This is a genomic window from Citrobacter amalonaticus (genome assembly GCF_002918555.1).
Classification (GTDB): Bacteria; Pseudomonadota; Gammaproteobacteria; order Enterobacterales; family Enterobacteriaceae; genus Citrobacter_C; species Citrobacter_C amalonaticus_A.
This window is the reverse complement of record NZ_PQMB01000001.1, coordinates 23,653-50,237: the sequence shown is the minus strand read 5'-3', so window position 1 is coordinate 50,237 and position 26,585 is coordinate 23,653. Positions and strand designations below refer to the sequence as shown.

The 26,585-nt window shown below is 50.6% G+C and carries 25 protein-coding genes and 1 pseudogene; 12 read left to right on the top strand and 14 right to left on the bottom strand.

The window, feature by feature from the left end:
- Positions 1–100: 100 nt before the first annotated feature.
- The gene (gene adhE / locus C3432_RS00255; protein WP_103774721.1) at positions 101–2,776 is read right to left on the bottom strand and encodes a bifunctional acetaldehyde-CoA/alcohol dehydrogenase; all 2,676 of its coding nucleotides are present in this window, start codon (positions 2,774–2,776) and stop codon (positions 101–103) included.
- 615 nt (positions 2,777–3,391) lie between these two features.
- Between adhE and C3432_RS00250 the strand changes: the two genes are divergently transcribed.
- The 7 genes from C3432_RS00250 to C3432_RS00220 all read left to right on the top strand — a co-directional run bounded on the left by C3432_RS00250 (position 3,392) and on the right by C3432_RS00220 (position 11,310).
- Positions 3,392–4,039 (top strand): YchE family NAAT transporter, encoded by a 648-nt coding sequence (locus C3432_RS00250; RefSeq protein ID WP_103774720.1) that lies wholly within the window; start codon positions 3,392–3,394, stop codon positions 4,037–4,039.
- Positions 4,040–4,798: 759 nt separating this feature from the next.
- Complete coding sequence (oppA, locus tag C3432_RS00245) at positions 4,799–6,430, top strand: oligopeptide ABC transporter substrate-binding protein OppA (RefSeq protein WP_103774719.1); 1,632 nt, start codon at positions 4,799–4,801, stop codon at positions 6,428–6,430.
- Between the two features lie 124 nt (positions 6,431–6,554).
- On the top strand, positions 6,555–7,475 hold the full coding sequence (oppB, locus tag C3432_RS00240) for an oligopeptide ABC transporter permease OppB (RefSeq protein WP_103774718.1): 921 nt from the start codon (positions 6,555–6,557) through the stop codon (positions 7,473–7,475).
- 14 nt (positions 7,476–7,489) lie between these two features.
- A complete protein-coding gene (gene oppC, locus C3432_RS00235) occupies positions 7,490–8,398 on the top strand; it encodes an oligopeptide ABC transporter permease OppC (protein WP_103774717.1) in 909 nt (302 codons plus the stop codon).
- Positions 8,399–8,409: 11 nt separating this feature from the next.
- A complete protein-coding gene (oppD, locus tag C3432_RS00230) occupies positions 8,410–9,423 on the top strand; it encodes a murein tripeptide/oligopeptide ABC transporter ATP-binding protein OppD (RefSeq protein ID WP_103774716.1) in 1,014 nt (337 codons plus the stop codon).
- Positions 9,420–10,424 carry a murein tripeptide/oligopeptide ABC transporter ATP-binding protein OppF gene (oppF, locus tag C3432_RS00225; protein WP_103774715.1) on the top strand — a complete coding sequence of 335 codons (1,005 nt, stop codon included), beginning with the start codon at positions 9,420–9,422 and terminating at the stop codon, positions 10,422–10,424. The genes oppD and oppF overlap by 4 nt, the downstream gene beginning before the upstream one ends.
- 49 nt (positions 10,425–10,473) lie before the next feature.
- On the top strand, positions 10,474–11,310 hold the full coding sequence (locus C3432_RS00220; RefSeq protein ID WP_103775601.1) for an ion transporter: 837 nt from the start codon (positions 10,474–10,476) through the stop codon (positions 11,308–11,310).
- A 27-nt stretch (positions 11,311–11,337) separates the two neighbouring features.
- Here the strand turns inward: C3432_RS00220 and C3432_RS00215 are convergent, their stop codons facing one another.
- Both C3432_RS00215 and cls read right to left on the bottom strand, forming a co-directional pair.
- On the bottom strand, positions 11,338–11,667 hold the full coding sequence (locus C3432_RS00215; RefSeq protein ID WP_103774714.1) for an HI1450 family dsDNA-mimic protein: 330 nt from the start codon (positions 11,665–11,667) through the stop codon (positions 11,338–11,340).
- Between the two features lie 34 nt (positions 11,668–11,701).
- Positions 11,702–13,162 carry a cardiolipin synthase gene (gene cls, locus C3432_RS00210; protein WP_103774713.1) on the bottom strand — a complete coding sequence of 487 codons (1,461 nt, stop codon included), beginning with the start codon at positions 13,160–13,162 and terminating at the stop codon, positions 11,702–11,704.
- Positions 13,163–13,303: 141 nt separating this feature from the next.
- On the opposite strand from cls, the gene C3432_RS27345 reads away from it, so the two are divergent.
- From C3432_RS27345 to C3432_RS00200, 3 genes are all read left to right on the top strand, one after another.
- The gene (locus C3432_RS27345; protein ID WP_146050888.1) at positions 13,304–13,477 is read left to right on the top strand and encodes a YciY family protein; all 174 of its coding nucleotides are present in this window, start codon (positions 13,304–13,306) and stop codon (positions 13,475–13,477) included.
- Between the two features lie 607 nt (positions 13,478–14,084).
- Positions 14,085–14,603, top strand: a complete 519-nt coding sequence (locus C3432_RS00205; protein ID WP_146050887.1) for a zinc ribbon domain-containing protein — start codon at positions 14,085–14,087, stop codon at positions 14,601–14,603.
- Between the two features lie 231 nt (positions 14,604–14,834).
- Entirely contained in the window at positions 14,835–15,353 is a 519-nt protein-coding gene (locus tag C3432_RS00200) for a hypothetical protein (RefSeq protein ID WP_103774711.1), read from the top strand.
- Between the two features lie 102 nt (positions 15,354–15,455).
- On the opposite strand, the gene C3432_RS00195 is transcribed toward C3432_RS00200, so the two are convergent.
- From C3432_RS00195 to C3432_RS00180, 4 genes and pseudogenes are all read right to left on the bottom strand, one after another.
- Entirely contained in the window at positions 15,456–15,689 is a 234-nt protein-coding gene (locus C3432_RS00195; protein ID WP_103774710.1) for a hypothetical protein, read from the bottom strand.
- A gap of 6 nt (positions 15,690–15,695) precedes the next feature.
- The gene (locus tag C3432_RS00190) at positions 15,696–15,935 is read right to left on the bottom strand and encodes a DinI family protein (RefSeq protein WP_103774709.1); all 240 of its coding nucleotides are present in this window, start codon (positions 15,933–15,935) and stop codon (positions 15,696–15,698) included.
- Positions 15,936–16,026: 91 nt separating this feature from the next.
- Positions 16,027–16,110, bottom strand: a pseudogene (locus C3432_RS27875) (SOS response-associated peptidase); the annotation flags it as partial.
- Between the two features lie 167 nt (positions 16,111–16,277).
- Positions 16,278–16,574, bottom strand: coding sequence for a YciI family protein (locus C3432_RS00180; RefSeq protein ID WP_103774708.1), 297 nt, complete (start codon positions 16,572–16,574; stop codon positions 16,278–16,280).
- 215 nt (positions 16,575–16,789) lie between these two features.
- Here C3432_RS00180 and tonB point away from each other — a divergent pair, with 215 nt between their 5' ends.
- Positions 16,790–17,515, top strand: coding sequence for a TonB system transport protein TonB (tonB, locus tag C3432_RS00175; protein ID WP_181012855.1), 726 nt, complete (start codon positions 16,790–16,792; stop codon positions 17,513–17,515).
- 45 nt (positions 17,516–17,560) lie between these two features.
- On the opposite strand, the gene yciA is transcribed toward tonB, so the two are convergent.
- The 4 genes from yciA to C3432_RS00155 all read right to left on the bottom strand — a co-directional run bounded on the left by yciA (position 17,561) and on the right by C3432_RS00155 (position 21,765).
- The gene (gene yciA / locus C3432_RS00170; RefSeq protein WP_103774707.1) at positions 17,561–17,962 is read right to left on the bottom strand and encodes an acyl-CoA thioester hydrolase YciA; all 402 of its coding nucleotides are present in this window, start codon (positions 17,960–17,962) and stop codon (positions 17,561–17,563) included.
- A gap of 98 nt (positions 17,963–18,060) precedes the next feature.
- Positions 18,061–20,250 carry a TonB-dependent siderophore receptor gene (locus tag C3432_RS00165; RefSeq protein WP_103774706.1) on the bottom strand — a complete coding sequence of 730 codons (2,190 nt, stop codon included), beginning with the start codon at positions 20,248–20,250 and terminating at the stop codon, positions 18,061–18,063.
- A 175-nt stretch (positions 20,251–20,425) separates the two neighbouring features.
- Positions 20,426–20,965, bottom strand: a complete 540-nt coding sequence (locus tag C3432_RS00160) for a septation protein A (protein WP_103774705.1) — start codon at positions 20,963–20,965, stop codon at positions 20,426–20,428.
- Between the two features lie 56 nt (positions 20,966–21,021).
- Complete coding sequence (locus tag C3432_RS00155) at positions 21,022–21,765, bottom strand: YciC family protein (protein ID WP_103774704.1); 744 nt, start codon at positions 21,763–21,765, stop codon at positions 21,022–21,024.
- Positions 21,766–22,320: 555 nt separating this feature from the next.
- Here C3432_RS00155 and ompW point away from each other — a divergent pair.
- Complete coding sequence (gene ompW / locus C3432_RS00145) at positions 22,321–22,974, top strand: outer membrane protein OmpW (RefSeq protein ID WP_103774703.1); 654 nt, start codon at positions 22,321–22,323, stop codon at positions 22,972–22,974.
- Positions 22,975–23,216: 242 nt separating this feature from the next.
- Here ompW and trpA read toward each other — a convergent pair whose 3' ends face one another.
- The 3 genes from trpA to trpCF are packed head-to-tail and all read right to left on the bottom strand — an operon-like array spanning position 23,217 to position 26,585.
- Complete coding sequence (trpA, locus tag C3432_RS00140; RefSeq protein WP_103774702.1) at positions 23,217–24,023, bottom strand: tryptophan synthase subunit alpha; 807 nt, start codon at positions 24,021–24,023, stop codon at positions 23,217–23,219.
- Entirely contained in the window at positions 24,023–25,216 is a 1,194-nt protein-coding gene (gene trpB, locus C3432_RS00135; protein WP_103774701.1) for a tryptophan synthase subunit beta, read from the bottom strand. The genes trpA and trpB overlap by 1 nt, the downstream gene beginning before the upstream one ends.
- A gap of 10 nt (positions 25,217–25,226) precedes the next feature.
- Entirely contained in the window at positions 25,227–26,585 is a 1,359-nt protein-coding gene (trpCF, locus tag C3432_RS00130) for a bifunctional indole-3-glycerol-phosphate synthase TrpC/phosphoribosylanthranilate isomerase TrpF (protein WP_103775599.1), read from the bottom strand.

Here is a 26,585-nt window from a genome sequence, read left to right as displayed (position 1 = left end):
CATATCTGATAAGCGTTACGCTCTCTGATATGACAAATAAAGAGATAAAAAAAGCGGCCTCAATTGAGGCCGCTTTCGTCAGAACTTAGCAAATATCAGATTAAGCGGATTTCTTCGCTTTTTTCTCTGCTTTCGGGGCAACCACTTCTTTCTTAACGAAAGTTTCGCCTTCAGAGTACTCACGACCGTAGTAGGTATCCAGCAGGATCTGTTTCAGCTCGGAGATCAGCGGGTAGCGCGGGTTAGCGCCGGTGCACTGATCGTCGAAAGCATCTTCAGACAGCTTGTCAACGTGAGCCAGGAAGTCAGCTTCCTGCACGCCAGCTTCACGGATAGACTTAGGAATACCCAGTTCAGCCTTGATTTCATCCAGCCATGCCAGCAGTTTCTGGATTTTCGCCGCAGTACGGTCGCCCGGAGCGCTCAGACCCAGATGATCGGCGATTTCAGCGTAGCGACGACGTGCCTGAGGACGGTCGTACTGGCTGAATGCAGTCTGTTTAGTCGGGTTATCGTTCGCGTTATAACGAATAACGTTGCTGATCAGCAGGGCGTTCGCCAGACCGTGAGGAATGTGGAACTGAGAACCCAGCTTGTGCGCCATGGAGTGACACACACCCAGGAAGGCGTTAGCAAACGCGATACCGGCGATGGTCGCTGCACTGTGAACACGCTCACGTGCTACCGGGTTTTTAGACCCTTCATGGTAGGACGCTGGCAGGTTTTCTTTCAGCAGTTTCAGCGCCTGCAGAGCCTGACCGTCGGAGAACTCAGAAGCCAGCACGGAAACGTAAGCTTCCAGGGCGTGAGTTACCGCATCCAGACCACCGAAAGCACACAGGGACTTCGGCATGTCCATTACCAGGTTGGCATCGACAATCGCCATATCCGGGGTCAGCGCGTAGTCAGCCAGCGGATATTTTTGACCGGTTGCGTCGTCGGTCACAACGGCGAACGGCGTGACTTCAGAACCGGTACCGGAAGTGGTGGTGATAGCAATCATTTTCGCTTTCACACCCATTTTCGGGAACTTGTAGATACGCTTACGGATGTCCATAAAGCGCAGTGCCAGTTCTTCGAAGTGAGTTTCCGGATGCTCGTACATCACCCACATGATTTTCGCCGCATCCATCGGGGAACCACCGCCCAGAGCGATAATCACATCTGGTTTGAAGGAGTTCGCCAGCTCTGCGCCTTTACGTACGATAGTCAGCGTCGGGTCAGCTTCAACTTCAAAGAAGACTTCAGTTTCGACGCCAGCCGCTTTCAACACGGAGGTGATCTGGTCTGCATAGCCGTTGTTGAACAGGAAACGGTCGGTCACGATGAGCGCACGTTTGTGTCCATCAGTAATCACTTCATCCAGCGCGATTGGCAGAGAGCCACGGCGGAAGTAGATAGATTTCGGAAGTTTGTGCCACAACATGTTTTCAGCTCGCTTAGCAACGGTTTTCTTGTTGATCAGGTGTTTCGGACCAACGTTTTCAGAGATGGAGTTACCACCCCAGGAACCACAACCCAGAGTCAGGGAAGGTGCGAGTTTGAAGTTATACAGGTCACCGATACCACCCTGAGAAGCCGGGGTGTTAATCAGGATACGCGCGGTTTTCATCATCTGACCGAAGTAAGCAACGCGTTCCGGCTGGTTATCCTGGTCGGTATACAGACAGGAGGTATGACCGATACCACCCATTGCTACCAGTTTTTCCGCTTTATCTACCGCGTCTTCAAAATCTTTCGCGCGGTACATTGCCAGCGTTGGAGACAGTTTTTCGTGAGCGAACGGTTCGCTTTCGTCAACCACGGTCACTTCACCGATCAGAATTTTGGTGGTTTCTGGTACGGAGAAGCCTGCCAGCTCAGCAATTTTGTAGGCTGGCTGACCAACGATAGCGGCGTTGAGTGCGCCATTTTTCAGAATAACGTCCTGAACCGCTTTCAGCTCTTTGCCCTGCAGCATGTAGCCGCCGTGGCTGGCGAAACGTTCACGAACGGCGTCGTATACGGAATCAACAACGACAACAGACTGTTCTGAAGCACAGATTACGCCGTTATCAAAGGTCTTGGACATCAGTACGGAAGCCACAGCACGTTTGATATCAGCGGTTTCGTCGATAACAACTGGCGTGTTACCTGCGCCAACGCCGATAGCAGGTTTACCGGAGCTGTAAGCCGCCTTAACCATGCCCGGACCACCGGTCGCAAGGATCAGGTTGATGTCCGGGTGGTGCATCAACGCGTTAGACAGCTCAACGGAAGGTTGATCGATCCAGCCAATCAGATCTTTTGGCGCACCCGCAGCAATCGCAGCCTGCAGAACGATGTCAGCAGCTTTGTTGGTCGCTTCTTTAGCACGCGGATGCGGGGAGAAGATAATGGCGTTACGAGTCTTCAGGCTGATCAGAGATTTAAAGATCGCCGTAGACGTCGGGTTAGTCGTTGGAACGATACCGCAGATGATACCGATCGGCTCAGCGATGGTGATAGTCCCGAAGGTGTGGTCTTCAGCCAGCACGCCACAGGTCTTTTCATCTTTATATGCGTTATAAATGTACTCGGAAGCAAAGTGGTTTTTAATCACTTTATCTTCGATGATGCCCATGCCGGATTCAGCAACGGCCATCTTAGCGAGGGGAATTCGAGCATCTGCAGCGGCCAGAGCGGCGGCGCGGAAGATTTTGTCTACTTGTTCTTGAGTGAAACTGGCATATTCACGCTGGGCTTTTTTCACACGCTCTACGAGTGCGTTAAGTTCAGCGACATTAGTAACAGCCATAATGCTCTCCTGATAATGTTAAACTTTTTTAGTAAATCATCTGCCCGGTACGAGAGTATAGACAGAACGACATAACTTTACATAAAGGTTTGAAAATCAATCTGTTACTTAACGTTCATTATGTTTTGATTTACTAAAAGAGCTTAGGCATTCGCGTTCACTAACTCTAACGCGCTATGTTCAGGTACGTAAGAGAGATTACTCACTTCTGAGTAGCATTTACGTGATCTGCGTCAAATTTTTGCAAAGCTGACACCTTTCAGCAGGGGCTTTTAGCCTTTTACGTTAAGTGTGTATACATTGTAGTGGTGAATATTGAATACATTAGCATAATTAAAACATATTGATAACACTGAGGAGTGGTCGCTATTTTGCGTTTTGGTAGGTGAAAAATGCTGATAAAAGGCGTATCTTCAGCACGGTTTTGTACTCGTCATACTTCACGTTGCGGACGTGCGGGCTTTGTTGGTCGACCATCCCTGAGCCTCGCCCCTTGGGGCCAGCGCAAGCGCTGTTCAAAGTGACAACGCCGTTTTGTCCCGCAACCTGAATTGTTTAGAGTATGTCACTATTTTTTTTCATTTACTTTATCCGGCTAACGCTTCGGAGCTAACCGTGATTCAAACGCTTTTTGATTTTCCTGTCTTCTTCAAGTTTTTCATTGGGTTGTTTGCGTTAGTCAACCCGGTCGGGATTCTTCCTGTTTTCATCAGCATGACCAGCTATCAAACGGCGGTGGCGCGAAACAAAACGAATCTTACTGCTAACCTGTCGGTTGCCATTATATTGTGGATCTCTCTTTTCCTCGGCGATGGCATTTTGCAACTCTTCGGTATTTCTATTGATTCTTTCAGAATCGCTGGCGGGATCCTGGTGGTGACCATTGCGATGTCGATGATCAGTGGAAAGCTGGGGGAGGATAAGCAGAACAAACAGGAAAAATCAGAAACGGCTATCCGTGAAAACGTGGGGGTTGTGCCACTGGCGTTACCGCTGATGGCTGGGCCTGGTGCCATCAGTTCGACGATCGTCTGGGGAACGCGTTACCACAGCATTCTGTATCTGCTTGGTTTTTTTGTGGCTATTGCGCTGTTTGCGCTCAGCTGCTGGGGGCTGTTCCGCATGGCGCCGTGGCTGGTTCGCGTATTAGGCCAGACGGGGATCAACGTCATAACGCGTATTATGGGGTTATTATTGATGGCACTTGGGATTGAATTCATCGTAACGGGAATTAAAGCCATTTTCCCTGGGCTTGTAAGCTGACACCTTTCATTTGAAACGGAGCCACATGTGCTCCGTTTATTAATATCCGTAATTTTTCTGACTATTTCTATCTGTCGTCGTGTTAATAACAAAACACGATGACGGTTACTCTCCTGCTCTCTGTTGATTTTTAAGCCATTTATTGAGTCCGAAGTCCAGCTTCCCATTCCTTTGGATGTTATTTTGTTAACATCATACTCTTAGGCTTGATGAAGGATTATTGAAATGATATTAGTTATTTCAACACTCCTTCAGATGAATGTGCTAAATAATAGCCAATTGTTAAATTTATGTGCATCTGCCGCTCCTGCAGACCCATAAGAGCACAGAACAGGGTGTTTATTGTTATCTTATTGTTTTTTATGTGTTTATATTGCAACTCTCGATTGCGATACGTTCCGTTATCGTGGTTTTTTTTCTCTAAAAGAGAATTGCGTAACAAATTTGTAAAATGTATTGGCGGATGAGAAACGCATTTGATACTTTCCGACCAGATATTTGGCAGCAGATTTCACGTTGATGAGAATTATTTTCAACAAGATATCGCGGCAGAATAACAATGTGTCTCTGACAGGGGAGGCACAGAGTAAAGAACCGACGTAAGGTGGTCATTCGAACCGCCAGAATAAATAAGGTTGGTGATAGCAGGTAGTCGAACGATCTGACAGCAGAAAGTCTCCGGTGCTGTACAGAAATCCTAATCCAGGATTATCAGGCTGGTTAAAAAACCAGTAATTATAACGAGGGAGTACATACACAATGATCAACAACGCAAAAAAAAGTTTAATCGCCGCAGGGATTATCACTGCGCTTGTCGCAGGAAATGTCGCTACGGCTGCGGTCGTTCCCGCAGGTGTTCAACTGGCAGAGAAACAAACACTGGTTCGTAATAATGGCTCGGAAGTTCAGTCCCTCGACCCGCATAAAATCGAAGGTGTACCGGAATCCAATATTAGCCGTGATTTATTTGAAGGCTTATTAATCAGCGATGTCGACGGCAAGCCGTCGCCGGGCGTGGCTGAAAAGTGGGAAAATAAGGATTTTAAAGTCTGGACCTTCCATCTGCGTAAAGACGCTAAATGGTCAGATGGCACGCCGGTAACGGCAGGAGATTTTGTTTATAGCTGGCAGCGTCTGGCCGATCCCAATACCGCTTCGCCGTACGCCAGCTACTTGCAGTATGGCCATATCGTCAATATTGATGACATTATCGCCGGTAAAAAACCAATCACCGATCTGGGCGTGAAGGCCCTTGACGATCATACTTTTGAAGTCACCCTCAGCGAACCGGTTCCGTATTTCTATAAATTGCTTGTTCACTCGTCTGTTTCACCTGTTCCTAAAGCCGTTGTTGAAAAATTCGGTGAGAAATGGACTCAGCCTGCCAATATCGTCACCAATGGTTCCTACAAATTAAAAGACTGGGTAGTGAACGAGCGTATTGTTCTTGAGCGTAATACAAATTACTGGGATAACGCCAAAACCGTCATCAACCAGGTAACCTATCTGCCAATTGCTTCTGAAGTGACCGACGTAAACCGCTATCGCAGTGGTGAAATCGACATGACTTATAACAACATGCCGATTGAACTGTTCCAGAAGCTGAAAAAAGAGATCCCGAACGAAGTTCACGTTGACCCGTATCTGTGCACCTACTATTACGAAATCAATAACCAGAAAGCACCGTTTACCGATGTGCGCGTGCGTACCGCGCTGAAACTGGCGCTGGATCGCGACATCATTGTCAACAAAGTGAAAAACCAGGGTGACCTGCCAGCCTATAGCTACACGCCGCCGTACACTGATGATGCCAAACTGGTTGAGCCTGAGTGGTTCACGTGGTCACAGGAAAAACGTAACGAAGAGGCCAAAAAATTGCTGGCTGACGCCGGGTATACCGCGGACAAACCATTGACGTTCAGCCTGCTGTATAACACTTCCGATTTGCATAAAAAACTGGCTATCGCCGTTGCTTCTATCTGGAAGAAAAACCTCGGTGCCAATGTGAAGCTGGAAAACCAGGAGTGGAAAACCTTCCTGGATACCCGTCATCAGGGAACCTTTGATGTCGCCCGTGCAGGCTGGTGTGCGGATTACAACGAACCAACCTCTTTCCTCAACACCATGCTGTCTGACAGTTCAAACAACACTGCACATTATAAGAGCCCGGCATTTGACAAGCTAATTGCTGATACATTGAAGTCATCCGACGAAGCGCAACGCACTGAACTGTATAGCAAAGCGGAACAACAGCTGGATAAAGATTCTGCGATTGTGCCGGTGTATTACTATGTAAACGCGCGCCTGGTGAAACCGTGGGTAGGTGGCTACAGCGGTAAAGACCCGATGGATAATATCCACGTTAAAGACTTGTATATTATCAAGCATTAATGGCAAAGCGTGGGGTAAACAGGGTTTACCCCACAGTGTCTTTTTTTTCATCGCACTATTCACACCTCTTTTGCGGATGATTCGCTTAAAGAGGTGTAAAGGCACACGCCAGAAGGTACGGGCAATGTTGAAATTTATCTTACGTCGCTGTCTGGAAGCAATTCCGACGCTATTTATTCTTATAACGATCTCATTCTTTATGATGCGCCTTGCGCCGGGTAGCCCTTTCACCGGTGAACGTGCGCTGCCGCCAGAAGTACTGGCAAATATTGAAGCGAAATACCATCTGAATGATCCCATCAGTACGCAATACTTCAGCTATCTGAAACAGCTGGCGCACGGTGATTTTGGGCCTTCTTTCAAATATAAAGATTACACCGTCAACGATCTGGTGGCCTCAAGCTTCCCGGTATCTGCAAAACTGGGGGCGGCAGCCTTTTTCCTCGCGGTTATCATTGGCGTGAGCGCAGGGGTGATCGCGGCGCTGAAACAAAACACGCGCTGGGATTACGCGGTGATGGGGGTCGCCATGACCGGGGTTGTTATCCCCAGCTTCGTGGTCGCGCCTTTGTTAGTCATGATATTCGCAATCACTCTGAAATGGCTGCCCGGCGGCGGGTGGAACGGTGGGGCGCTGAAATTTATGATCCTGCCGATGGTGGCGTTATCCCTGGCTTATATCGCCAGTATCGCCCGCATTACGCGTGGTTCGATGATTGAAGTGCTGCACTCCAATTTTATTCGTACCGCGCGGGCAAAAGGGCTGCCAATGAAACGGATCATTTTCCGCCACGCTCTGAAACCGGCACTGTTGCCTGTTCTCTCCTATATGGGACCGGCGTTTGTTGGCATTATTACCGGCTCAATGGTGATTGAAACCATCTATGGGCTGCCAGGAATCGGCCAGCTGTTTGTTAATGGCGCATTGAACCGTGACTACTCGCTGGTGCTGAGTCTGACCATTCTGGTTGGTGCGTTGACCATTGTGTTTAACGCTATTGTCGATGTGTTATACGCCGTCATTGACCCGAAAATTCGTTACTGATACTGGAGCTCGCTATGATGTTAAGTAAGAAAAACAGCGAGACGCTGGAGAATTTCAGTGAAAAGCTGGAGGTCGAAGGACGCAGCCTGTGGCAGGATGCTCGTCGTCGCTTTATGCATAACCGGGCGGCGGTAGCCAGCCTGATCGTCCTCATCTTTATCGCCCTGTTTGTGACGCTGGCGCCGATGCTGTCGCAGTTTACCTATTTCGATACCGACTGGGGAATGATGTCCAGCGCGCCGGATATGGAATCTGGACACTACTTCGGTACTGACTCCTCCGGACGCGACCTGCTGGTACGTGTGGCCATCGGCGGGCGGATCTCATTGATGGTGGGGATTGCCGCGGCACTGGTTGCGGTGATCGTTGGTACATTGTACGGCTCGCTTTCCGGCTATCTGGGCGGAAAAACAGATTCCGTGATGATGCGCCTGCTGGAAATCCTCAACTCCTTCCCGTTTATGTTCTTCGTGATTCTGCTGGTGACCTTTTTTGGACAAAACATCCTGCTGATTTTTGTGGCGATTGGGATGGTGTCATGGCTGGATATGGCGCGTATCGTGCGTGGACAAACCTTAAGCCTCAAGCGGAAAGAGTTTATTGAAGCCGCTCAGGTCGGCGGTGTTTCAACCGGCAGTATTGTTGTCCGTCATATTGTGCCGAACGTGTTAGGCGTGGTGGTGGTATACGCCTCGCTGCTGGTACCGAGCATGATTCTGTTTGAATCATTCCTGAGCTTTCTCGGGTTAGGCACCCAGGAGCCGTTGAGCAGTTGGGGCGCGCTGTTAAGCGATGGCGCCAACTCGATGGAGGTCTCACCGTGGCTGCTGCTGTTCCCGGCCGGATTCCTTGTCGTGACTTTGTTCTGTTTTAACTTTATCGGCGATGGCCTGCGTGATGCCCTCGACCCGAAAGACCGTTAAGGAGTGCAGCCATGAGTGTCATTGAAACCTCAACCGCGCCGCTCGCGCAACAACAGGCTAACGCACTGCTGGACGTGAAAGATCTGCGCGTGACGTTTAGCACCCCCGACGGGGATGTAACCGCGGTGAACAACTTAAACTTTTCTCTGCGCGCCGGGGAGACATTAGGGATTGTCGGCGAATCAGGCTCAGGGAAATCGCAAACCGCGTTTGCCCTGATGGGGCTGCTGGCGGGGAACGGTCGTATTGGCGGTTCCGCAACCTTTAACGGTCGTGAAATCCTGAATCTGCCGGAGCGAGAGCTGAACAAGCTGCGTGCTGAACAAATCTCGATGATTTTTCAGGACCCGATGACTTCGCTGAACCCTTATATGCGGGTGGGCGGGCAGCTGATGGAAGTCCTGATGTTGCACAAAGGGATGAGTAAAGCCGAGGCCTTTGAAGAATCCGTCAGGATGCTGGATGCGGTAAAAATGCCGGAAGCGCGTAAGCGCATGAAAATGTATCCACATGAGTTCTCTGGTGGTATGCGCCAGCGGGTGATGATTGCGATGGCGTTGCTGTGCAGGCCGAAGCTGCTGATTGCCGACGAGCCCACCACGGCGCTGGATGTGACCGTCCAGGCACAGATCATGACTCTGCTCAACGAGCTTAAGCGTGAGTTCAATACCGCCATTATCATGATTACCCACGACCTCGGGGTAGTGGCAGGCATTTGTGACAAAGTGCTGGTGATGTATGCCGGACGTACGATGGAATATGGCAAGGCACGCGACGTGTTTTATCAGCCTGTGCATCCGTACTCCATCGGGCTACTCAGCGCGGTGCCTCGTCTGGATGCCGAAGGGGATGAGATGTTGACGATTCCAGGCAATCCACCGAACTTGCTGCGCTTACCAAAAGGTTGTCCGTTCCAGCCGCGCTGTCCACATGCGATGGAGATTTGCAATAGCGCTCCCCCGCTGGAGGAGTTCAGTCCGGGTCGTCTGCGCGCCTGCTTTAAACCGGTGGAGGAACTGCTATGAATGCGCTCGCCGAAGGACGCAAAGTCCTCCTCGAAATCGCCGATCTGAAAGTTCATTTCGATATCAAAGACGGGAAGCAATGGTTCTGGCAACCCGCGAAGACGCTGAAGGCTGTCGATGGCGTGACCCTGCGCCTGTACGAGGGGGAAACGCTGGGTGTGGTGGGGGAATCGGGCTGTGGTAAATCCACCTTTGCCCGGGCGATTATTGGTCTGGTTAAAGCCACTGACGGACGCGTTGCCTGGTTAGGCAAAGATCTGCTGGGCATGAAGCCTGATGAGTGGCGCGATGTGCGCAATGATATTCAGATGATTTTCCAGGATCCGCTGGCGTCCCTGAATCCGCGTATGACAATCGGTGAAATCATTGCCGAGCCGCTACGTACCTACCACCCTAAGCTGCCGCGTCAGGAAGTTCGTGACCGGGTGAAAGCGATGATGATGAAGGTGGGGCTGCTGCCGAATCTGATTAACCGTTACCCGCATGAGTTCTCCGGCGGTCAGTGTCAGCGTATTGGTATTGCGCGCGCGCTGATCCTTGAACCAAAGCTGATTATTTGTGATGAGCCGGTTTCCGCGCTGGATGTGTCGATTCAGGCGCAGGTGGTGAATCTGTTGCAGCAGCTGCAGCGTGAAATGGGACTGTCGCTGATCTTCATTGCTCACGATCTTGCGGTCGTCAAGCATATCTCCGATCGCGTACTGGTGATGTATCTGGGACATGCCGTGGAGTTGGGGACTTATGATGAGGTGTACCATAATCCGCTGCATCCCTATACCAAAGCGCTGATGTCAGCGGTGCCGATTCCCGATCCCGATCTGGAGAAGAATAAAACCATTCAGCTGCTGGAAGGGGAGTTGCCGTCGCCGATCAATCCGCCATCGGGATGCGTATTCCGCACGCGCTGTCCGATTGCCGGACCAGAGTGTGCAAAAACGCGGCCAGTACTTGAAGGCAGTTTCCGACATGCAGTTTCCTGCCTGAAAGTAGACCCGTTATAATCTGGTGAAGGGCTGGCATTACGTCAGCCCTTATTTTTGCGAGGTTAACGTGTCCCCATCCATTTCATCCGTTCGTCGCGGTCTTTACCATCGTTTGTTCGATCTGAACACACATTCGGGGCGTCGTTTTGAGACGCTGTGCGCACTGTTTGCGCTGCTCAGCGTGCTCATTATTTTTGTTGAATCCGGCGTTGGGACGCAATATCACCTGACGTTCGATGAGTGGCATATTTTTGTCTGGCTCGAGTTAATCGTGACGCTGGTATTCACAATGGAATACTTGCTAAGGGTATTCAGTTGGCCTGATCCGGCGAAATATGTTTTCAGTTTTTGGGGATTTATCGATCTGGCCACCGTATTGCCGATGTACGTGATGTGGATGTGGCCGGAAATCAGCCTGGAATATGTGTTTGCCTGGCGCGCCATGCGGGCAATTCGCGTGTTACGCATCCTGAAATTGCTGCGTTTTATGCCTTCGCTGCGGGTGTTCTGGGGGGCTATTATGAGCGCCCGGCATCAGCTGATACTGTTTTATTCGTTTATTGCCATTGTGATGATTATCTTTGGCGCGCTGATGTATCTGATTGAAGGGCCAAAATATGGGTTTGTGACGCTAAACGCATCCGTGTACTGGGCTATTGTGACGGTCACGACGGTAGGTTATGGCGATATCACTCCGCACACTCCGCTGGGAAGGATTGTGGCTTCGGTCCTGATCCTGATTGGTTATTCGGTTATTGCGATCCCAACCGGGCTGATTACGACCCATATGAGCACGGCATTTCAGAAACGGAATCAGCAACGGAGGTGTCCGTCCTGCCAGCAAGGGCAGCACGAGCACAGCGCGCAGTTTTGTAATCGCTGTGGTACTCAGTTGCCGGATTAAAAAAAAGCCGCGTTTGCGGCTTTATACTTATTCTCGCCAGAGAATATGACACAGCTTGTGGTCTTTCTCACGACACAGCAACACACGTGCGAAGATGTCGTTAATTTCACCGTCTTCCGTGTCCGCAAGACCAATGACCACCTCGGCAAAAAAGTCAGGATTCAGGTCAAAATCGACATGGTCCTGCCAGTCTTGCGACGGATCGAATAACTCCGCGCCGCCGCGCTCCTCGAACTGCAGGTTGAACAGAATAATATCTGCCGGATCGAGGTTATCGGCCGCCAGTTCGAGAAAAATATCGTAAGCCTGCTCAAGCGTTTCATCTTCAGTCAGGCGATTGTTCAGATCCATATCCATAATGACTACCTGTTTACCGTCTATGGGGCACGTTTTACAGCAACGGACTAAAGAAGTAAAACAGTCGCTCCGTGATCCGCTGCCAGAGTGGGCGTTTTACCCACAAACGGGCATCAAGCAGGCGGGACCGGGAAATATAGTCGTCCTGAACTGCCGCGAGATCGCCGCCAAATCCGGCATCGTCAATCACCAGCGTGATTTCAAAGTTTAACCACAGGCTACGCATATCCAGATTTACGGTGCCGACCAGGCTCAGTTCTCCGTCAACCAGCACGCTCTTGGTATGTAACAGACCGCCTTCAAACTGATAGATTTTTACCCCGGCAGCAAGCAGCTCAGAGAAGAAAGCGCGGCTTGCCCAACCGACCAGCATCGAATCATTTTTACGCGGCAGAATAATACTGACGTCCACACCGCGTTGCGCCGCCGTACAGATGGCGTGCAGTAAGTCGTCACTCGGGACGAAGTAAGGGGTGGTCATGATCAGATATTCGCGAGCTGAATAAGCAGCGGTCAGCAACGCCTGGTGGATCAGATCTTCCGGAAAACCTGGCCCGGAGGCAATGGTATGAATGGTATGACCGCTGGCCTGTTCAAAAGGCATAATATTGACATCCGGCGGTGGCGGCAAAATACGCTTACCGGTTTCAATTTCCCAGTCGCAGGAGTAGACAATGCCCATCGCTGTAGCGACCGGGCCTTCCATACGCGCCATTAAGTCAACCCACTGACCGACGCCCGCGTCCTGTTTAAAGAAGCGTGGGTCTACCATATTCATGCTGCCGGTGTAGGCAATATAGTTATCGATCATCACCATTTTTCGGTGCTGGCGCAGATCCATGCGGCGTAAAAATACACGCATCAGGTTAACCTTCAGCGCCTCGACAACTTCAATCCCCGCATTGCGCATCATTGCCGCCCACGGGCTGCGGAAGAACGCGACGCTGCCTGCAGAGTCAAGCATCAGCCGACAATGAATTCCACGACGGGCCGCAGCCATAAGCGACTCCGCGACCTGATCGGCCATGCCGCCAGGCTGCCAGATGTAGAACACCATCTCAATATTATGCCGCGCCAGCTGGATATCACGAATGAGGGCTTGCATTACATCGTCAGAGTCGGTCAGTAACTGGAGCTGGTTGCCTTTAACACCTGCGATTCCCTGGCGTCGTTCACACAGTTTAAACAGCGACGAAGCTACGCTGCTGTTTTCTTCAGCGAAGATATGTTCGCAGGCTTTGAGGTCGTTGAGCCACTTGGCAGTGGAGGGCCACATGGCTCTGGCGCGTTCGGCACGACGCTTGCCCAGGTGAAGTTCACCAAAGGATAAATACGCGATAATTCCTACCAGTGGCAGAATATAAATGATCAGCAGCCAGGCCATGGCGGAAGGGACTGCGCGGCGTTTCATCAGTATGCGTAATGTTACGCCAGCAATGAGCAGCCAGTATCCCAGAATGACCAGCCAACTCACCACTGTGTAGAAGGTTGTCATAGATTAAAAATCCTTGTTAATGCGTATTGTTAAGAGTTTACGCATCATGATTCATCTGGCAAATAAAAACACCGGAAAAGCGCTGGTCTGCTTCTTGGGGAGGGGTATAATGCCGACTCTTGCACTGTAAGAGTAGTTATCATGAAGCGTAGTAGACCGGAAGTGGGACGCTGGCGGATGCTGCGTCAGGCCAGTCGCCGTAAGGCGCGCTGGCTTGAAGGGCAGTCACGTCGGAATATGCGTATCCACTCCATCAGAAAGTGTATCCTCAACCATCAGCGTAATTCACTGCTGTTTGCGTTCCACGATCTCTGAGTGAAAAAGGGCACCGCCTGCGGTGCCCAATGATGCCAGTCTGTCTGCTTAAATACATCCTCAATACCCCCTCGTTCATGAGGCGCGCAGCCAACAAAGCGGCAGCCTGAGGATAACGTGTATTAAAATACCTTTTTGTATTGTCATTCGGCTTATTTCGAACAATTCCGCATAAAAACGTTCTGTAACGCTAAGGCCTTCTGCTACCGGTCAGTGGTTGGGGTTTTATAGTGGCTATCTTAATGCGAGGGACTGGCAGATAAAATCTGTTGTTAAGATCCCTGAGGCAATAAACGGCGGTGTTCATATGCGCTTAATCCGTGTTTATCAAAAGGGACTATGTTCTGATATGGCACCAGAAGAGCAACAGACATTAGCCGATCCTTTGAACCTTGCTAATTCACTGAGAACTAAAACTGACTATAAACTCAGCATCCGCGTTCTCCCGCCAGTGACGGGTATACAGCAATTAGATGTGCTGAGAAAGTCAGCGCTATTCCTGGTAATTAACCCGCCAGGCGACGAGTTTTGCATGACATCTTCCCCGCATTGTCTTGCTCTACTCCTGTGATAACATCACTTCATGGTTAATTTTGAGGACAGGGATGTGGAACTAATCATATTTTGCGCGATTCTCGGATGTATCCCGGCAGCTATTGCGAAAAGTAAAGGCCGTGGCTTCTTTGGCTGGTGGCTTTACGGTGCGCTGTTGTTCCTCGTAGCTCTTATACATTCACTAATCATTAAGAAAAATATTAGCTCTGTTGGGCGTTCTCAACTTAATGAAGGACTGTTGAAATGCCCATTTTGCGCAGAGATGATCAAGCCGGAAGCCGCAAAATGTAAGCACTGCGGGAGTGATGTTGAGGCAAGACCAGCCCAAAATAAGCTGATTGACATATCTGGTTTTGTGGTTATCACTAACCTTAGCGGTCATCCACAATTAGATGATTTCAAAGTCAAAGCGCTTGCTAAAAAAATTAAGGCTGCCAATGTTGATAGGCCAAACAACACCCTCATAGCAGACTATCAACCGCAGTTAGATGTAATCGCCAGAAATCTCCCAAAAGCACTTAGGGGAGATTTCAGAGAAAGAATAAGTTACTGGTTGAGTAAAAACTCATGATCTACTGACTTGCCTGCGAGTAAGTCGATGTTCATCTCGCTTTGAACCTTAACCGCTGGCTGCATCACATCAGTGCCTCCTTCAGTAACTGCAAGCTCTCTGAGCTCGCCGACTTACCGTTATCGTAGTGCATACACTAAACCCGCTTAACTGTGGGTTTTTGCCGTACCTGCTGACCTCACCGTCAACTGATGGTAGGATTTGACCATCTTTTACTGATGGAATACGGATATGAAGAAGCTTATTGTGATCTTTGTTGGTTTATTTATCTCAGGGAATGTATCAGCGGCTGACTGGTATTCATCGTACAACAAAGATGAGATGCGTGGCACCGCTCAAAAGTTTGTACAAACTGATTCAGACAATGCGGTGGATTTTGATTTCCCGTATAACGGAGGGTCAAATTTGATGTTAATCCTTCGATCGAAAAAGACTGAGCTTGAAGCTGGACAAAAAGCTGAAGACCTGGCTTTGTCTGAGGCGATAATAGCGATTAGCAAAGGGCAGTTCCTTTGCCACTCTTATAGTGGCTGCCATGTTTATGTGAAGTTTGATGACGGTAAAATACAAAAATATGCAATGTCAGAAACATCTGGTGGTAGAACAGATGTTATATTCTTCAATAATTCAACAAAATTTATCAAAGAATTGCGAAAACATAAAAAATTAATCCTTGAGGCAGAGTTCTATCAAGACGGTGCTAAACAATTTAAATTTGACCTTACTGGGGTTAACTCTCCAAAATCATAAAGATACACTGCGACTGGACAGACTGGGTACGTGGCATAAGTTTGATGATTGTCCGGTGATATAGTGAGAACATGCAATTAAATCGCTGCAATAATATAAAGGTCAGCGCCAGCGCTTCTTACCTTGCCTGACCGCTTCCATTATCGCAGCCCCGGTATGTTCATATTCAGGCAGAGCCAGAACGTGCCAGTTTTTATGCAAGAAACCCAGAAGGCAACACCGCTTACCTACGGTTCCTTTAACTGCAAAGTTATGCGTGTTATCAGGAGGAACAGGAAGCCTTTCACCTGGCTTAGGGAAATAAATCCTGACGCCAGAAATGATAATGTTGTCCATAGCTTATCACTCCTCCACTAACCACATGTCAGACTCCTCAAACATCTCTTCCAGCATACGGTTAAGGCGCTCTTTTTCAGTTTTTGTGCAATCACTATTCAGAGCGTTGGCCTGCATCGGCTTAACTCTCACTTCGGCATCAGGGAAGATCCGGTGTACGCGCTTTGTCAGCTCGTTAAGAATGATGTTTCTTGCCCCCGGCAAACCTGCAACATTGCGCTTATCGTAAACGAGTTCTACAAACATAAAAACCTCTTTTTACTGGTTGAATATACAGTTAAATTTAAACTGTATAAATGAACAGTGTCAAGGGTTGATGGCAATGTTAAGAGGACCAGTAACTTCCGATGGGTTCTGGGTCGCATGGAATGTCGCGTTTTGATTCATCAGCGAACAGGGCAAGGTAATCTTCACGCGTCATTAACGGTGAAAAGCATTACACATAGAAACCTCCTGCCATATGTCAGACTGAAAGTACAGGTGGTAGCAAAAAGAGAGGACGTTTAGATTAATGTGTACCTAAATGCGCCCTCTGCTGGAGTTTTAGATGGTTTTTATTTGTTTGAAATATAAAGATATTTTTTAAATCTAAAATACCTTTTTGAAGGGTTTCACCGACACGTTCGCATAAACGCCCGCAGCAACGTAGGGGTCGGCTTCTGCCCAAAATTGGGCCGCTTCGAGAGATTCAAATTCAGCAATGACCGTCGAACCGGTAAAACCTGCGGCACCGGGATCGTTACTGTCGACGGCTGGCATCGGGCCTGCGGTTAACAGTCGTCCTTCATCATGGAGAAGCTGCAGGCGCGCGAGATGGGCAGGGCGCACGGAAAGGCGCTTTTCGAGAGAGTCTGCTTTGTCCTGAGCGTAGATGACATATAGCACGGGTAGAGCTCCTTGTTCGGTATGAGTTGTAAAGTACGTTATTTGAAAGGACTCATAACTGCAACGCAAAGATAACGGCTTTGTTAAGACCGCACGTTTCACCGGGATTTTTTAGGACAAAATTGCATTTTAAAGTGTGCTTACCGTGCTGGCTTATTGAATATGATTGCTATTTGCATTTAAAATCGAGGCCTGGTTTTTTAACTGAAATGATTATGACTTCAATGACCCTTGATTTACCTCGCCGCTTTCCCTGGCCGACACTTCTCGCCATTGGCATCCATGGTGCCTTAATTGCGGGGGTGTTGTACTCCTCGGTACATCAGGTTATTGAACTGCCTGCCCCTGCGCAGCCTATTTCTGTGACAATGGTCGCGCCAGCCGATCTGGAGCCACCACAGGCGGTTCAGCCGCCGCCGGAACCTGTTGTCGAACCTGAGCCAGAGCCAGAACCCATCCCCGAGCCGCCAAAAGAAGCGCCGGTGGTGATTGAAAAACCGAAGCCAAAGCCTAAGCCGAAGCCTAAACCGGTGAAAAAGGTACAGGAACAGCCGAAACGCGATGTGAAACCGGCTGAGCCTCGCCCGGCATCGCCGTTTGAGAATACGGCACCTGCGCGCCCAGCCACCAGCACCGCGCCTGCAAGCAGCAAGCCGGCGGTGAGCGTGCCTTCCGGCCCACGCGCATTAAGCCGTAACCAGCCGCAATATCCTCCACGCGCTCAGGCGCTGAGAATTGAAGGGCGTGTTAAAGTGAAATTCGACGTAACGTCAGACGGACGCGTGGATAACGTGCAGATTCTGTCCGCACAGCCTGCCAATATGTTTGAGCGTGAAGTAAAAAATGCGATGCGCAGATGGCGCTATGAAACGGGTAAACCGGGTTCCGGCATTGTGGTGAATATCGTTTTTCGTATTAATGGCACCACCCAGATCGAGTGACGTTACGCCAGAAGCAAAAAAGCCTCCATTGCTGGAGGCTTTTTACTATTCCTGAACCGGAAGCGGGCGGGGCTTGCCGTTTGGATCCACAGCTACATAGATGAACAGCGCTTCGGTCGCTTTATAACGTTGCCCAATTGGCTCTGAGGCGACTTTCTTCACCCAGACTTCAATATTGATGCTGACAGACGTGGTGCCACGTTTAACGCAGCGCGCATAGCAGCACACAACATCGCCAACCGCGACAGGTCGCAGAAAGCTCATTCCCTCAACACGCACGGTCACCACCCGGCCGTGTGCAATTTCTTTGGCCTGAATGGCGCCGCCAATATCCATCTGAGACATCAGCCAGCCGCCAAAAATGTCACCATTCGCATTGGTGTCGGCAGGCATGGCCAGAGTGCGTAAAACCAGTTCGCCCTGCGGGGCGCTATTTGTTGTTGTCATTGTTGAACCGACTATAAAGAAAGATAACCGCGCGATGCTACTATGATTTCGGCATGGAGAACAGAGGGGAGACGCCCGCGAGGCGGGCATCTGGTCGATCAGAAGGACACAGTGACGCCCGCGTAGTAGGCACGTCCCGGCTCATTGTAGGTAGAGGCACCGTCGTTCTCGCGATAAATTCGCTTATCGAACAGGTTACTGATGCCCGTATTCAGTCGCAGATTCTTCGTAAACTGATAGTTAGCGCCAATACCGACAATGGAATAGGCGCCGATCTCTTTGTCTGACATTCCGCTGTTTTCATTGCGAATTTCAGCATATTCACGCGGTTTCTGACGACCATACTGTGTCCAGTGCACGTTGGCGGATAGCTTGTCGTTAACCTGCCAGTCCAGCATGCTATTGATCGTATATTTAGGGATGATAGACAGTGGATTACCGGTATCTTTACTCTCAGACTTGATCATATAAGTGGCATTGGTTCGCCAGCTTAAGGTCTCCGGCAACAATGGGATCACCACATTGCCCTCCAGACCTTCGACAACCGCCTTACCGCCGTTTTCCCATTGCAGAATATTGTTGCCGTTAGAGGCATAACCAAGAATGTCGGTACCGGCAACGATTTTATTTTTATAATCGTTCCGGAACCAGGTGATGCCAGCATCCCAGCCCTCATAATTAAATTCGAGGCCGACCTCTTTATTAATACTGATTTCCGGGTCGAGATCCGGATTACCTAACAGATAGCAACTGCCCGTGGTGATGGTGTTAGGGCAGCCATTGCCGCGTGTGGAAAGCAAATAACCTTTGCTGGACTGGTACAGGTTTGGCGCTTTAAAGACCCTGGCGATACCGGCTTTCAGCTTAAACATATCACCTAATTCTTGTGACATATTCAGGCTCGGACTCCAGTTGCTGCCGAATTCGTTATGATAGTCAAAACGAATACCCGGAATGATGTCGGTGCCCGGGCGGGCCTGAATATTATCTTCCAGATAGATGCCAGTCAGGGTAGCGCTATTTTTTGTGCTGCGATTCGCGGGATCACCTGAAACGTCACCAATTATGGTACCGGCGTTATCCGTTGCCTGCATTGAGGCCGGATCGTCAAGCTCATCGCGGTTCCACTCCGCCCCCAGAGTTAACGTCTGGTCGACTATCCAGAAGAGGGGAATATTCAGCTCTCCGGAAGAACGATAAGATTCAAGGCGGCTGGTGGCGTAATCGGTATTGTTAATCATCCCTTCCACTTTACCGGTCGAACCTTCCTGCATGCGGGTATTATTGGTTTTCTCGTAATAGACGCCGAATTTAGACTGTCCCCAGTCCCAGATGCCGTTGTGCGTTAATCCCCAGGACTGGCGATACATCCGGTTTGTTTCATCGCCATATAAAGAGCTGACTAAATCGCCCGGACTAAGGTTACCGTTGCTGTACTGGGTATCCCCGGCGTAAATATTCCCCTGACGGCTATAGCTGTAATCAAAATCGATAATCTGCTCCGGCGTCAGTTTCCAGGAGAGCAGGGTATTAATATCCTTATTACGCACACCTTCGCGGCCTGCGGCGTATGATCCATTTTGCAGCGTGTTGATGTCGGCGGCATCCGCATCGGTTTTATTGATATTCCCGTACAGACGCATGGTCAGTACGTCGTCAATAAGCGGACCACTGAGGTTAATATTGGCGCGCCTGGTGGCACCTTCTTTGTCATTCTCGGGCTGGTTAGTGTACAGCGATAAAGAACCATGCCAGTCATTGGTGGGCTGTTTAGTGATGATGTTCACCACGCCGCCCGCCGCGCCAGAGCCGTAGCGTGCGGCGGCAGGGCCACGCAGTACTTCGATACGCTCAACCATTTCAGCAGGAACCCAGTTGGTATCACCACGCGTGTCTCTCTCTCCGCGCCAGCTGTAGCGCACGGAGTTTCTTGACGTCACGGGAATGCCGTCAATCAGGATCAATGTATTTTCTGGCCCCATCCCACGGATATCAATCTGGCGGTTATTCCCACGGCTGCCGCTGGCGCTGTTACCCGTCAGGTTTACACCGGGCATCGTGCGGATAATATCGGAGAGGTCATTCACCGGAGGTGATTTTTCAATATCTTTAGCGGTGATAACAGACACGCCCGGCTGCTGTTTAAGCGCCTCTTCCGCAGTGGTGTGTACCACCATGGTTTCACCGTCGTTCATCATGTCATCATCAGCAGCAAAGACATTTCCGCTTAACACAGTGGCAATCAACAGCGCCAGAGGGCGCGGATTTATTTTTGTTATCTTATTCATTAACTGATATCCGTATTATTAAAATGCGATACGGAATATCAATGATAACCATTCTCATTACAATAAAGGGGAGGCAATCTCCACAAAATCTTCATGATTCAAGCAATCTGTGCAGGGAAATGCAGGGAAAAGTGCAGCGTCAAAAAAACCAGGCCCGCAGGCCTGGTTTGTGCTCTTATGATTTGTCTTCTTGTGGAAGGTGGCGGTAGATATACACGCCGCTGAGCAGGGTAAAGATCAGCGTTAACGCGGTGAGGCCAAACACTTTGAAATTGACCCAGATATTTTGCGGCAGCCAGAACGCAATGTAGATATTGGCAAGACCGCAGAGAATAAAGAAGATAGCCCAGGCCAGATTCAGTTTTGACCAGACGGCCTGAGGCAACGTAAGTTCTTTACCCAACATGCGCTGAATCAACGGTTTTTTCATCACCCACTGACTTATCAGTAAAGCACCGGCAAACAGGGCGTAAATCACGGTGACCTTCCACTTAATAAACTCATCGTTGTGGAAGAAAATAGTCAGACCGCCGAATACGGCAACCAGCACAAAGGTGATCAACGCCATCTTTTCAACTTTGCGATAGCGAACCCAACTGTAGATCAGCACGATCGCCGTGGCGACAATCAGCGCGGAGGTTGCGGCATAGATGTCGTAAATCTTATAAAAAGCAAAGAAGACGACCAGCGGTAAAAAATCAAGAAACTGCTTCATTCTTCGATTCCGTAATCAAACGCGTCGGGGAAGCGAGCCACCGACGCGCACAGGGGTTATTGACGAATTAACATATACAGGCGGTACAGATAGATGAGCAACACGGCAGAAATTAAATTGCTCAGCGTATTCGCCACCACCGCGCCAACGTTTGGCGTCAATACAGCAAAGTTAGGGGCAAACAGCAGCAACAGTGTTTTTGCCAGCAGCCAGCTAATTACCGCAGGTGCCACCAGTCGCATATTAGACCATGACAGACGCATACTGTTGCGCATAGCGGCAAATACGCCCATCTTGTCCTGAACGAGCATGACTGGCGCAAGTGAGAGCAGGATGGCCATCAGGATCCCCGGCACGACGACCAGCATAATGCCGATCTGCACCAGCAGCGTTGTCAGGAAAATCAGGATAAACAGCTTAGGTAAAACCGGTGCGCTGGCACCAATAGCCCGCAGCGCGCTAACCCGATGTCCCGCCGAAATCAGCTGAATCATTAATATCACGCCGCCCGCCAGGACAGCATTACCGATTAATCCTGAAAAGGTTGATGCCGCAGACGCTCGTAAGAGGATCTGTTGCTGCTCAGGCGTCATATTCTGCACCAGATCAAACAGCCCGACGCTCCCCGCAAGATGCTCCCCTTCACTGAGCTGCGCAATCTGCGCGTCGCTGGGTGAGAAGGCATGCCCTGACACCACTGTGATAAACGCGCACAACAACGATACCAGCAGGATGGTAATAAATTGATTACGGAAAAAGTTCCCCGTGTCACGGTATACGGACTTCGCCGTGATAGACATGCACTCTCCTTGAGTTTTGCAGATGTTGATTAGCGGGCAATTGTACCCTGGATAACCCTACAGTGGCAGCATCAAGGCTTGTATGGAAAAGCATATCTTTGTAAAGCAGAGGTAATTCATCCCGGCGCGGGCAATATTACAGGCTTTGTTTATCTCATCATCCTTGCCGGGCATAGCCAATTCCCGGCAAGTTCTCGTAAATCGTCCTCTTACGTCTTCCTCTGATGTGCCAGAACGTGTTGCACAGCGAGACCATTTTGGCTGGCGTCTGCCACACCGCGCAAAAGGGGATAACGACGTCAGTAAACTGAACGGGAAGATTGTCGACATCGCGGTCTTGATTCGGGGACAAGAGGGGGCTGCTAATATTTTCAATGCGGAAATATGTCAAATTTGATCTGAATTACTTTAACCAGGATTCTGGATGCAAGTTCTAATTTGATCTGGATTAATAAATGTTAAATTACAGGGCGTAATGTGATCCAGATTGGATCACTTACTACTTCAATGTAGGTATATTCGTCACGCAGTTATAACCATAACGATGGAGCGGATATGAAAAAGTTAACAGTGGCGGCATTGGCAGTAACAACTCTTCTCTCTGGTAACGCTTTCGCGCATGAGGAAGGCGAGTTCTTCATTCGTGCGGGGTCAGCAACAGTAAGGCCGACTGAAGGGGCGGGGGGGACGCTGGGTCATTTGGGCGGTTTTAATGTCAGTAACAACACGCAGCTCGGCCTGACGTTCACCTATATGGCGACCGACAATATCGGTATTGAACTGCTGGCCGCGACGCCATTCCGCCATAAGGTCGGAACAGCCGTAACCGGTGATATTGCTACCGTTCACCATTTACCACCAACGTTAATGGCGCAGTGGTACTTCGGTGATTCCAGCAGCAAACTGCGTCCGTACGTTGGCGTGGGTGTGAACTACACCACCTTCTTTAACGAAGACTTTAATGACAACGGAAAAGGCGCGGGTTTGTCTGATCTGAGTCTGAAAGACTCCTGGGGTGCGGCGGGTCAGGTCGGTATGGATTATCTGATTAACCGCGACTGGCTGATCAACATGTCGGTCTGGTATATGGATATTGATACGACCGCTAAGTATAAATCCAACGGTACGGTTCTGCCTGCAGGCCGATACAGTGACAGCGTGCGTCTGGATCCGTGGGTGTTTATGTTCTCCGCGGGTTATCGTTTTTAAGCACATCTTCAACGTTAAAAAGCTGACTGTTCGCAGTCAGCTTTTTTTTTGCCATCATTCATTCTCGTCCCTGTTACCGCAAATCCTGTTCCCGGATGCACTCTTTTAAGTAATTCAGCTGAGGGGAGGAATGATCGTGACCAACAATCTTCTGCGACAGAACGTTTGCGCACCTGAAGGTTCACCGCGTGATGAAAAAATCGGATATGCCGCCAGAAAAGCGCTGGCGGCAGAGACGGGCGTTACGCGCGCGTGGCAGCCTTCATGGGTTCCGCAAAGGCTTTAAGTGCAGCCAGCATCTGCTCTGGCTTGTCGACGTTTTTCTCAATGATTTTCACAATCGCCGAACCAGAAATCGCGCCGGCAGCACCTGCGCTAATGGCCGCAGAGACCTGCCCGGGCGCAGAGATGCCGAATCCCTGCAACGGCGGTGCGGCATGATACGCTTTCAGCTTTTCGACCAGATGATGCAGCGGCAGGGCGGCACGATTTTCCGCACCCGTTACCCCAGCCCGCGACAGCAGATAGGTGTAACCGCGACCCCAGGAGGCAATCTGGCGCAGCAGGTCATCATCCGCATTTGGCGGACAGATGAAAATCGGGGCAATATTATGGCGCAACGCCGCCTGGCGAAACGGTGCGGACTCTTCCACCGGCACATCGGCCACCAGGACTGAATCCACGCCAGCCTCTGCGCATCGGGCGTAAAACTCATCGATGCCGTTAGTGAACACCAGGTTGGCGTACATCAGCAATCCAATGGGAATGGTGGGATGCTTTTTGCGAATCAGCGTGAGCATCTCAAAGCATTGAGCAGGCGTGACGCCCGCGGCAAAGGCCCGCAACGTCGCGTTTTGAATGGTCGGACCGTCGGCTAACGGATCAGAGAAAGGGATCCCTAATTCCAGCGCGTCGGCACCGGCTTCAATCAGCGTGTCGATAATCCTCAGCGATTGCTCAACGCCTGGGTCACCTAATGTGACAAAGGGAACAAAAGCACCTTCCTTGCGGTCGTTCAGCCTGGCAAACAGGTTTTCATAACGTTCCATCAGATTTCCCCTCGTGCTTTCAGAATATCGTGTACGGTGAAGATGTCTTTGTCGCCGCGACCGGAGAGATTCACCACCAGCAGCTGCTCTTTTTCCGGGTTCTCATGCATCATTTTCAGCGCATGGGCCAGCGCGTGAGAGGATTCCAGCGCCGGGATAATCCCTTCATGCAGGCAGAGTGTTTTAAACGCCTCCAGCGCTTCATCATCGGTTATTGACACGTAATCCGCGCGCCCGATGCTGTTGAGATACGCATGCTGTGGTCCCACGGAAGGGAAATCAAGGCCTGCGGATACTGAATAGGATTCTTCAATTTGCCCATCTTCGGTCTGCATCATCGGCGACTTCATGCCGAAATAGATCCCGACACGCCCGTGTTTGAGCGGTGCGCCATGCTCACCGGATTCAATTCCGTGCCCGCCTGGCTCCACTCCGATAAGACCCACCTGGGGTTCGTCAATGAAATCAGCGAACATGCCAATAGCGTTAGAGCCACCCCCTACGCAGGCGATAACGGCATCCGGAAGGCGTCCCTCTTTTTCGAGGATCTGCACTTTGGTCTCTTCACCGATCATACGCTGGAATTCACGAACGATAGTCGGGAACGGGTGCGGACCCGCTGCGGTACCGAGCATGTAGTGCGCGGTCTCATAGCTGCCGGACCAGTCGCGCAGCGCCTCATTACAGGCATCTTTCAGCGTGGCGGAACCGCTGTGTACCGGAATAACCTCAGCGCCCATCAGACGCATACGGAAAACGTTCGGCGACTGGCGCTCAACGTCTTTTGCACCCATATAAATACGGCATTTCAGACCGAGCAGCGCACTGGCAAGCGCCGAAGCAACGCCGTGCTGGCCCGCGCCGGTTTCAGCGATAATTTCAGTTTTGCCCATCCGTTTCGCCAGCAGCGCCTGGCCCAATACCTGGTTCGTTTTATGCGCCCCGCCGTGCAGCAGGTCTTCACGCTTCAGATACAGCGTGGTGCGGGTGCCGGCGGTGATATTCTGGCATTTGGTCAGCGCAGTTGGACGCCCGGCATAGTTTTTCAACAGGTCAGTAAACTGAGCCTGAAATTCAGGGTCTTTCTGCGCGCTGACGAATGCTTCTTCAAGTTGACGCAGGGCGGGCATCAGAATTTGTGGCACATACATGCCGCCAAATTCACCAAAGTAGGGATTGAGTAATGTTGTCATCTTTTCTTCCTTAATATGCGCGCAGTGTCTGAAAGACCGAGGCCAGAAGGCGTGCATCTTTGATGCCCGGCTGTGACTCTACACCAGAGTTGAAATCGAGACCGGCACAGCCGGTTTTCGCCGCTTCCACGCAGTTGTCTGCGCCTAATCCACCGGCGAGCAAAACGTTATCCAGCGATAGCCCCTGCAACAGCGACCAGTCAAAACGCTGACCGCTGCCCCCCTGACCGTTATCAAGCACGTACCGGTTAACATGCTGATAATCGCGGGCGGGGATCGTGACGCCAACGCTCAGCGCCTTCCAGATTTGCACATGCTCAGGCAGCGCGGCGCGCAGGGCATCGACCCAGGCCTGGTCTTCGCTGCCGTGCAGCTGGACAGCTGCCAGAGAAAGAGCGTTCACTTTTTCGCAGACGTCGGCAATATCGGTATTACGGAACACGCCGACGTACTGTAGCGGTGCGGCAGCCATCACCTCGCGAGCCTGCTCCAGGGTGACGAAGCGCGGCGAGGAGGGAACAAAAATAACGCCGCCGTAAATCGCGCCTGCGTCATAAGCCGCTTTGGCATCCTGAGCGCGGGTCAGACCGCAGACCTTATTTTCGCCAAGCAGCACGCGGCGAACCGCTGCGTTAAGGTCATCGTGCGCCATCAGCGCAGAGCCAATCAGGAAGCCGTTGGCGAAGTGGCTGAGCTCACGCACCTGGCCGTATGTGTTAATCCCGGATTCACTGATCACCGTCACCCCGTGGCCCAGCTTCGGCGCCAGCTGACGGGTGCGGTTCAGGTCAATCGACAGGTCGCGCAGATCGCGGTTGTTAATGCCGACGACTTTTGCCCCAAGCCGCATAGCACGTTCCAGCTCTTCTTCGTTGCTGACCTCTGTCAGCACGCCCATCTTCAGGCTGTGGGCAACGGCGGAAAGCTGACGGTATTGTTCGTCATCCAGCACGGAAAGCATTAACAGGCAGGCATCAGCCTGATAGTGGCGCGCAAGATAAATCTGGTAAGGATCGATAATAAAGTCCTTACAGAGAATCGGCTGCGGCGCAATACTGCTCACGACAGGCAGGAAATCAAAGCTCCCCTGGAAATATTTCTCGTCGGTGAGTACTGAGATCGCCGAGGCGTAGTGCTTATAGATGCCCGCGATACGTGCCGGGTCGAAATCGTCACGGATCACCCCTTTGGAGGGGGAGGCTTTTTTGCACTCCAGAATAAAGGCCGTGCGTGCGCCCTGAAGGGCGTCATAAAAGTGACGCGTGCTTGGCTGAACATCATTTTGAAAACTGGCCAGCGGCTGCTGCTGTTTACGGGCTTCTACCCAAATCGCCTTGTCTGCGACGATTTTCGCTAAAACGGTTTGCAT

Bases quoted from the DNA above. Each gene is read 5' to 3' on its own strand.
- C3432_RS00190 (WP_103774709.1), bottom strand. From the start codon at position 15,935: ATGTTTGTAGAACTCGTTTACGATAAGCGCAATGTTGCAGGTTTGCCG.
- cls (WP_103774713.1), bottom strand. From the start codon at position 13,162: ATGACAACCTTCTACACAGTGGTGAGTTGGCTGGTCATTCTGGGATAC.
- oppC (WP_103774717.1), top strand. From the start codon at position 7,490: ATGATGTTAAGTAAGAAAAACAGCGAGACGCTGGAGAATTTCAGTGAA.
- oppB (WP_103774718.1), top strand. From the start codon at position 6,555: ATGTTGAAATTTATCTTACGTCGCTGTCTGGAAGCAATTCCGACGCTA.
- tonB (WP_181012855.1), top strand. From the start codon at position 16,790: ATGACTTCAATGACCCTTGATTTACCTCGCCGCTTTCCCTGGCCGACA.
- oppA (WP_103774719.1), top strand. From the start codon at position 4,799: ATGATCAACAACGCAAAAAAAAGTTTAATCGCCGCAGGGATTATCACT.
- C3432_RS00195 (WP_103774710.1), bottom strand. From the start codon at position 15,689: ATGGACAACATTATCATTTCTGGCGTCAGGATTTATTTCCCTAAGCCA.
- oppF (WP_103774715.1), top strand. From the start codon at position 9,420: ATGAATGCGCTCGCCGAAGGACGCAAAGTCCTCCTCGAAATCGCCGAT.
- trpCF (WP_103775599.1), bottom strand. From the start codon at position 26,585: ATGCAAACCGTTTTAGCGAAAATCGTCGCAGACAAGGCGATTTGGGTA.
- C3432_RS27345 (WP_146050888.1), top strand. From the start codon at position 13,304: ATGAAGCGTAGTAGACCGGAAGTGGGACGCTGGCGGATGCTGCGTCAG.
- trpB (WP_103774701.1), bottom strand. From the start codon at position 25,216: ATGACAACATTACTCAATCCCTACTTTGGTGAATTTGGCGGCATGTAT.
- trpA (WP_103774702.1), bottom strand. From the start codon at position 24,023: ATGGAACGTTATGAAAACCTGTTTGCCAGGCTGAACGACCGCAAGGAA.
- C3432_RS00200 (WP_103774711.1), top strand. From the start codon at position 14,835: ATGAAGAAGCTTATTGTGATCTTTGTTGGTTTATTTATCTCAGGGAAT.
- oppD (WP_103774716.1), top strand. From the start codon at position 8,410: ATGAGTGTCATTGAAACCTCAACCGCGCCGCTCGCGCAACAACAGGCT.
- yciA (WP_103774707.1), bottom strand. From the start codon at position 17,962: ATGACAACAACAAATAGCGCCCCGCAGGGCGAACTGGTTTTACGCACT.
- C3432_RS00165 (WP_103774706.1), bottom strand. From the start codon at position 20,250: ATGAATAAGATAACAAAAATAAATCCGCGCCCTCTGGCGCTGTTGATT.
- C3432_RS00215 (WP_103774714.1), bottom strand. From the start codon at position 11,667: ATGGATATGGATCTGAACAATCGCCTGACTGAAGATGAAACGCTTGAG.
- adhE (WP_103774721.1), bottom strand. From the start codon at position 2,776: ATGGCTGTTACTAATGTCGCTGAACTTAACGCACTCGTAGAGCGTGTG.
- C3432_RS00160 (WP_103774705.1), bottom strand. From the start codon at position 20,965: ATGAAGCAGTTTCTTGATTTTTTACCGCTGGTCGTCTTCTTTGCTTTT.
- ompW (WP_103774703.1), top strand. From the start codon at position 22,321: ATGAAAAAGTTAACAGTGGCGGCATTGGCAGTAACAACTCTTCTCTCT.
- C3432_RS00155 (WP_103774704.1), bottom strand. From the start codon at position 21,765: ATGTCTATCACGGCGAAGTCCGTATACCGTGACACGGGGAACTTTTTC.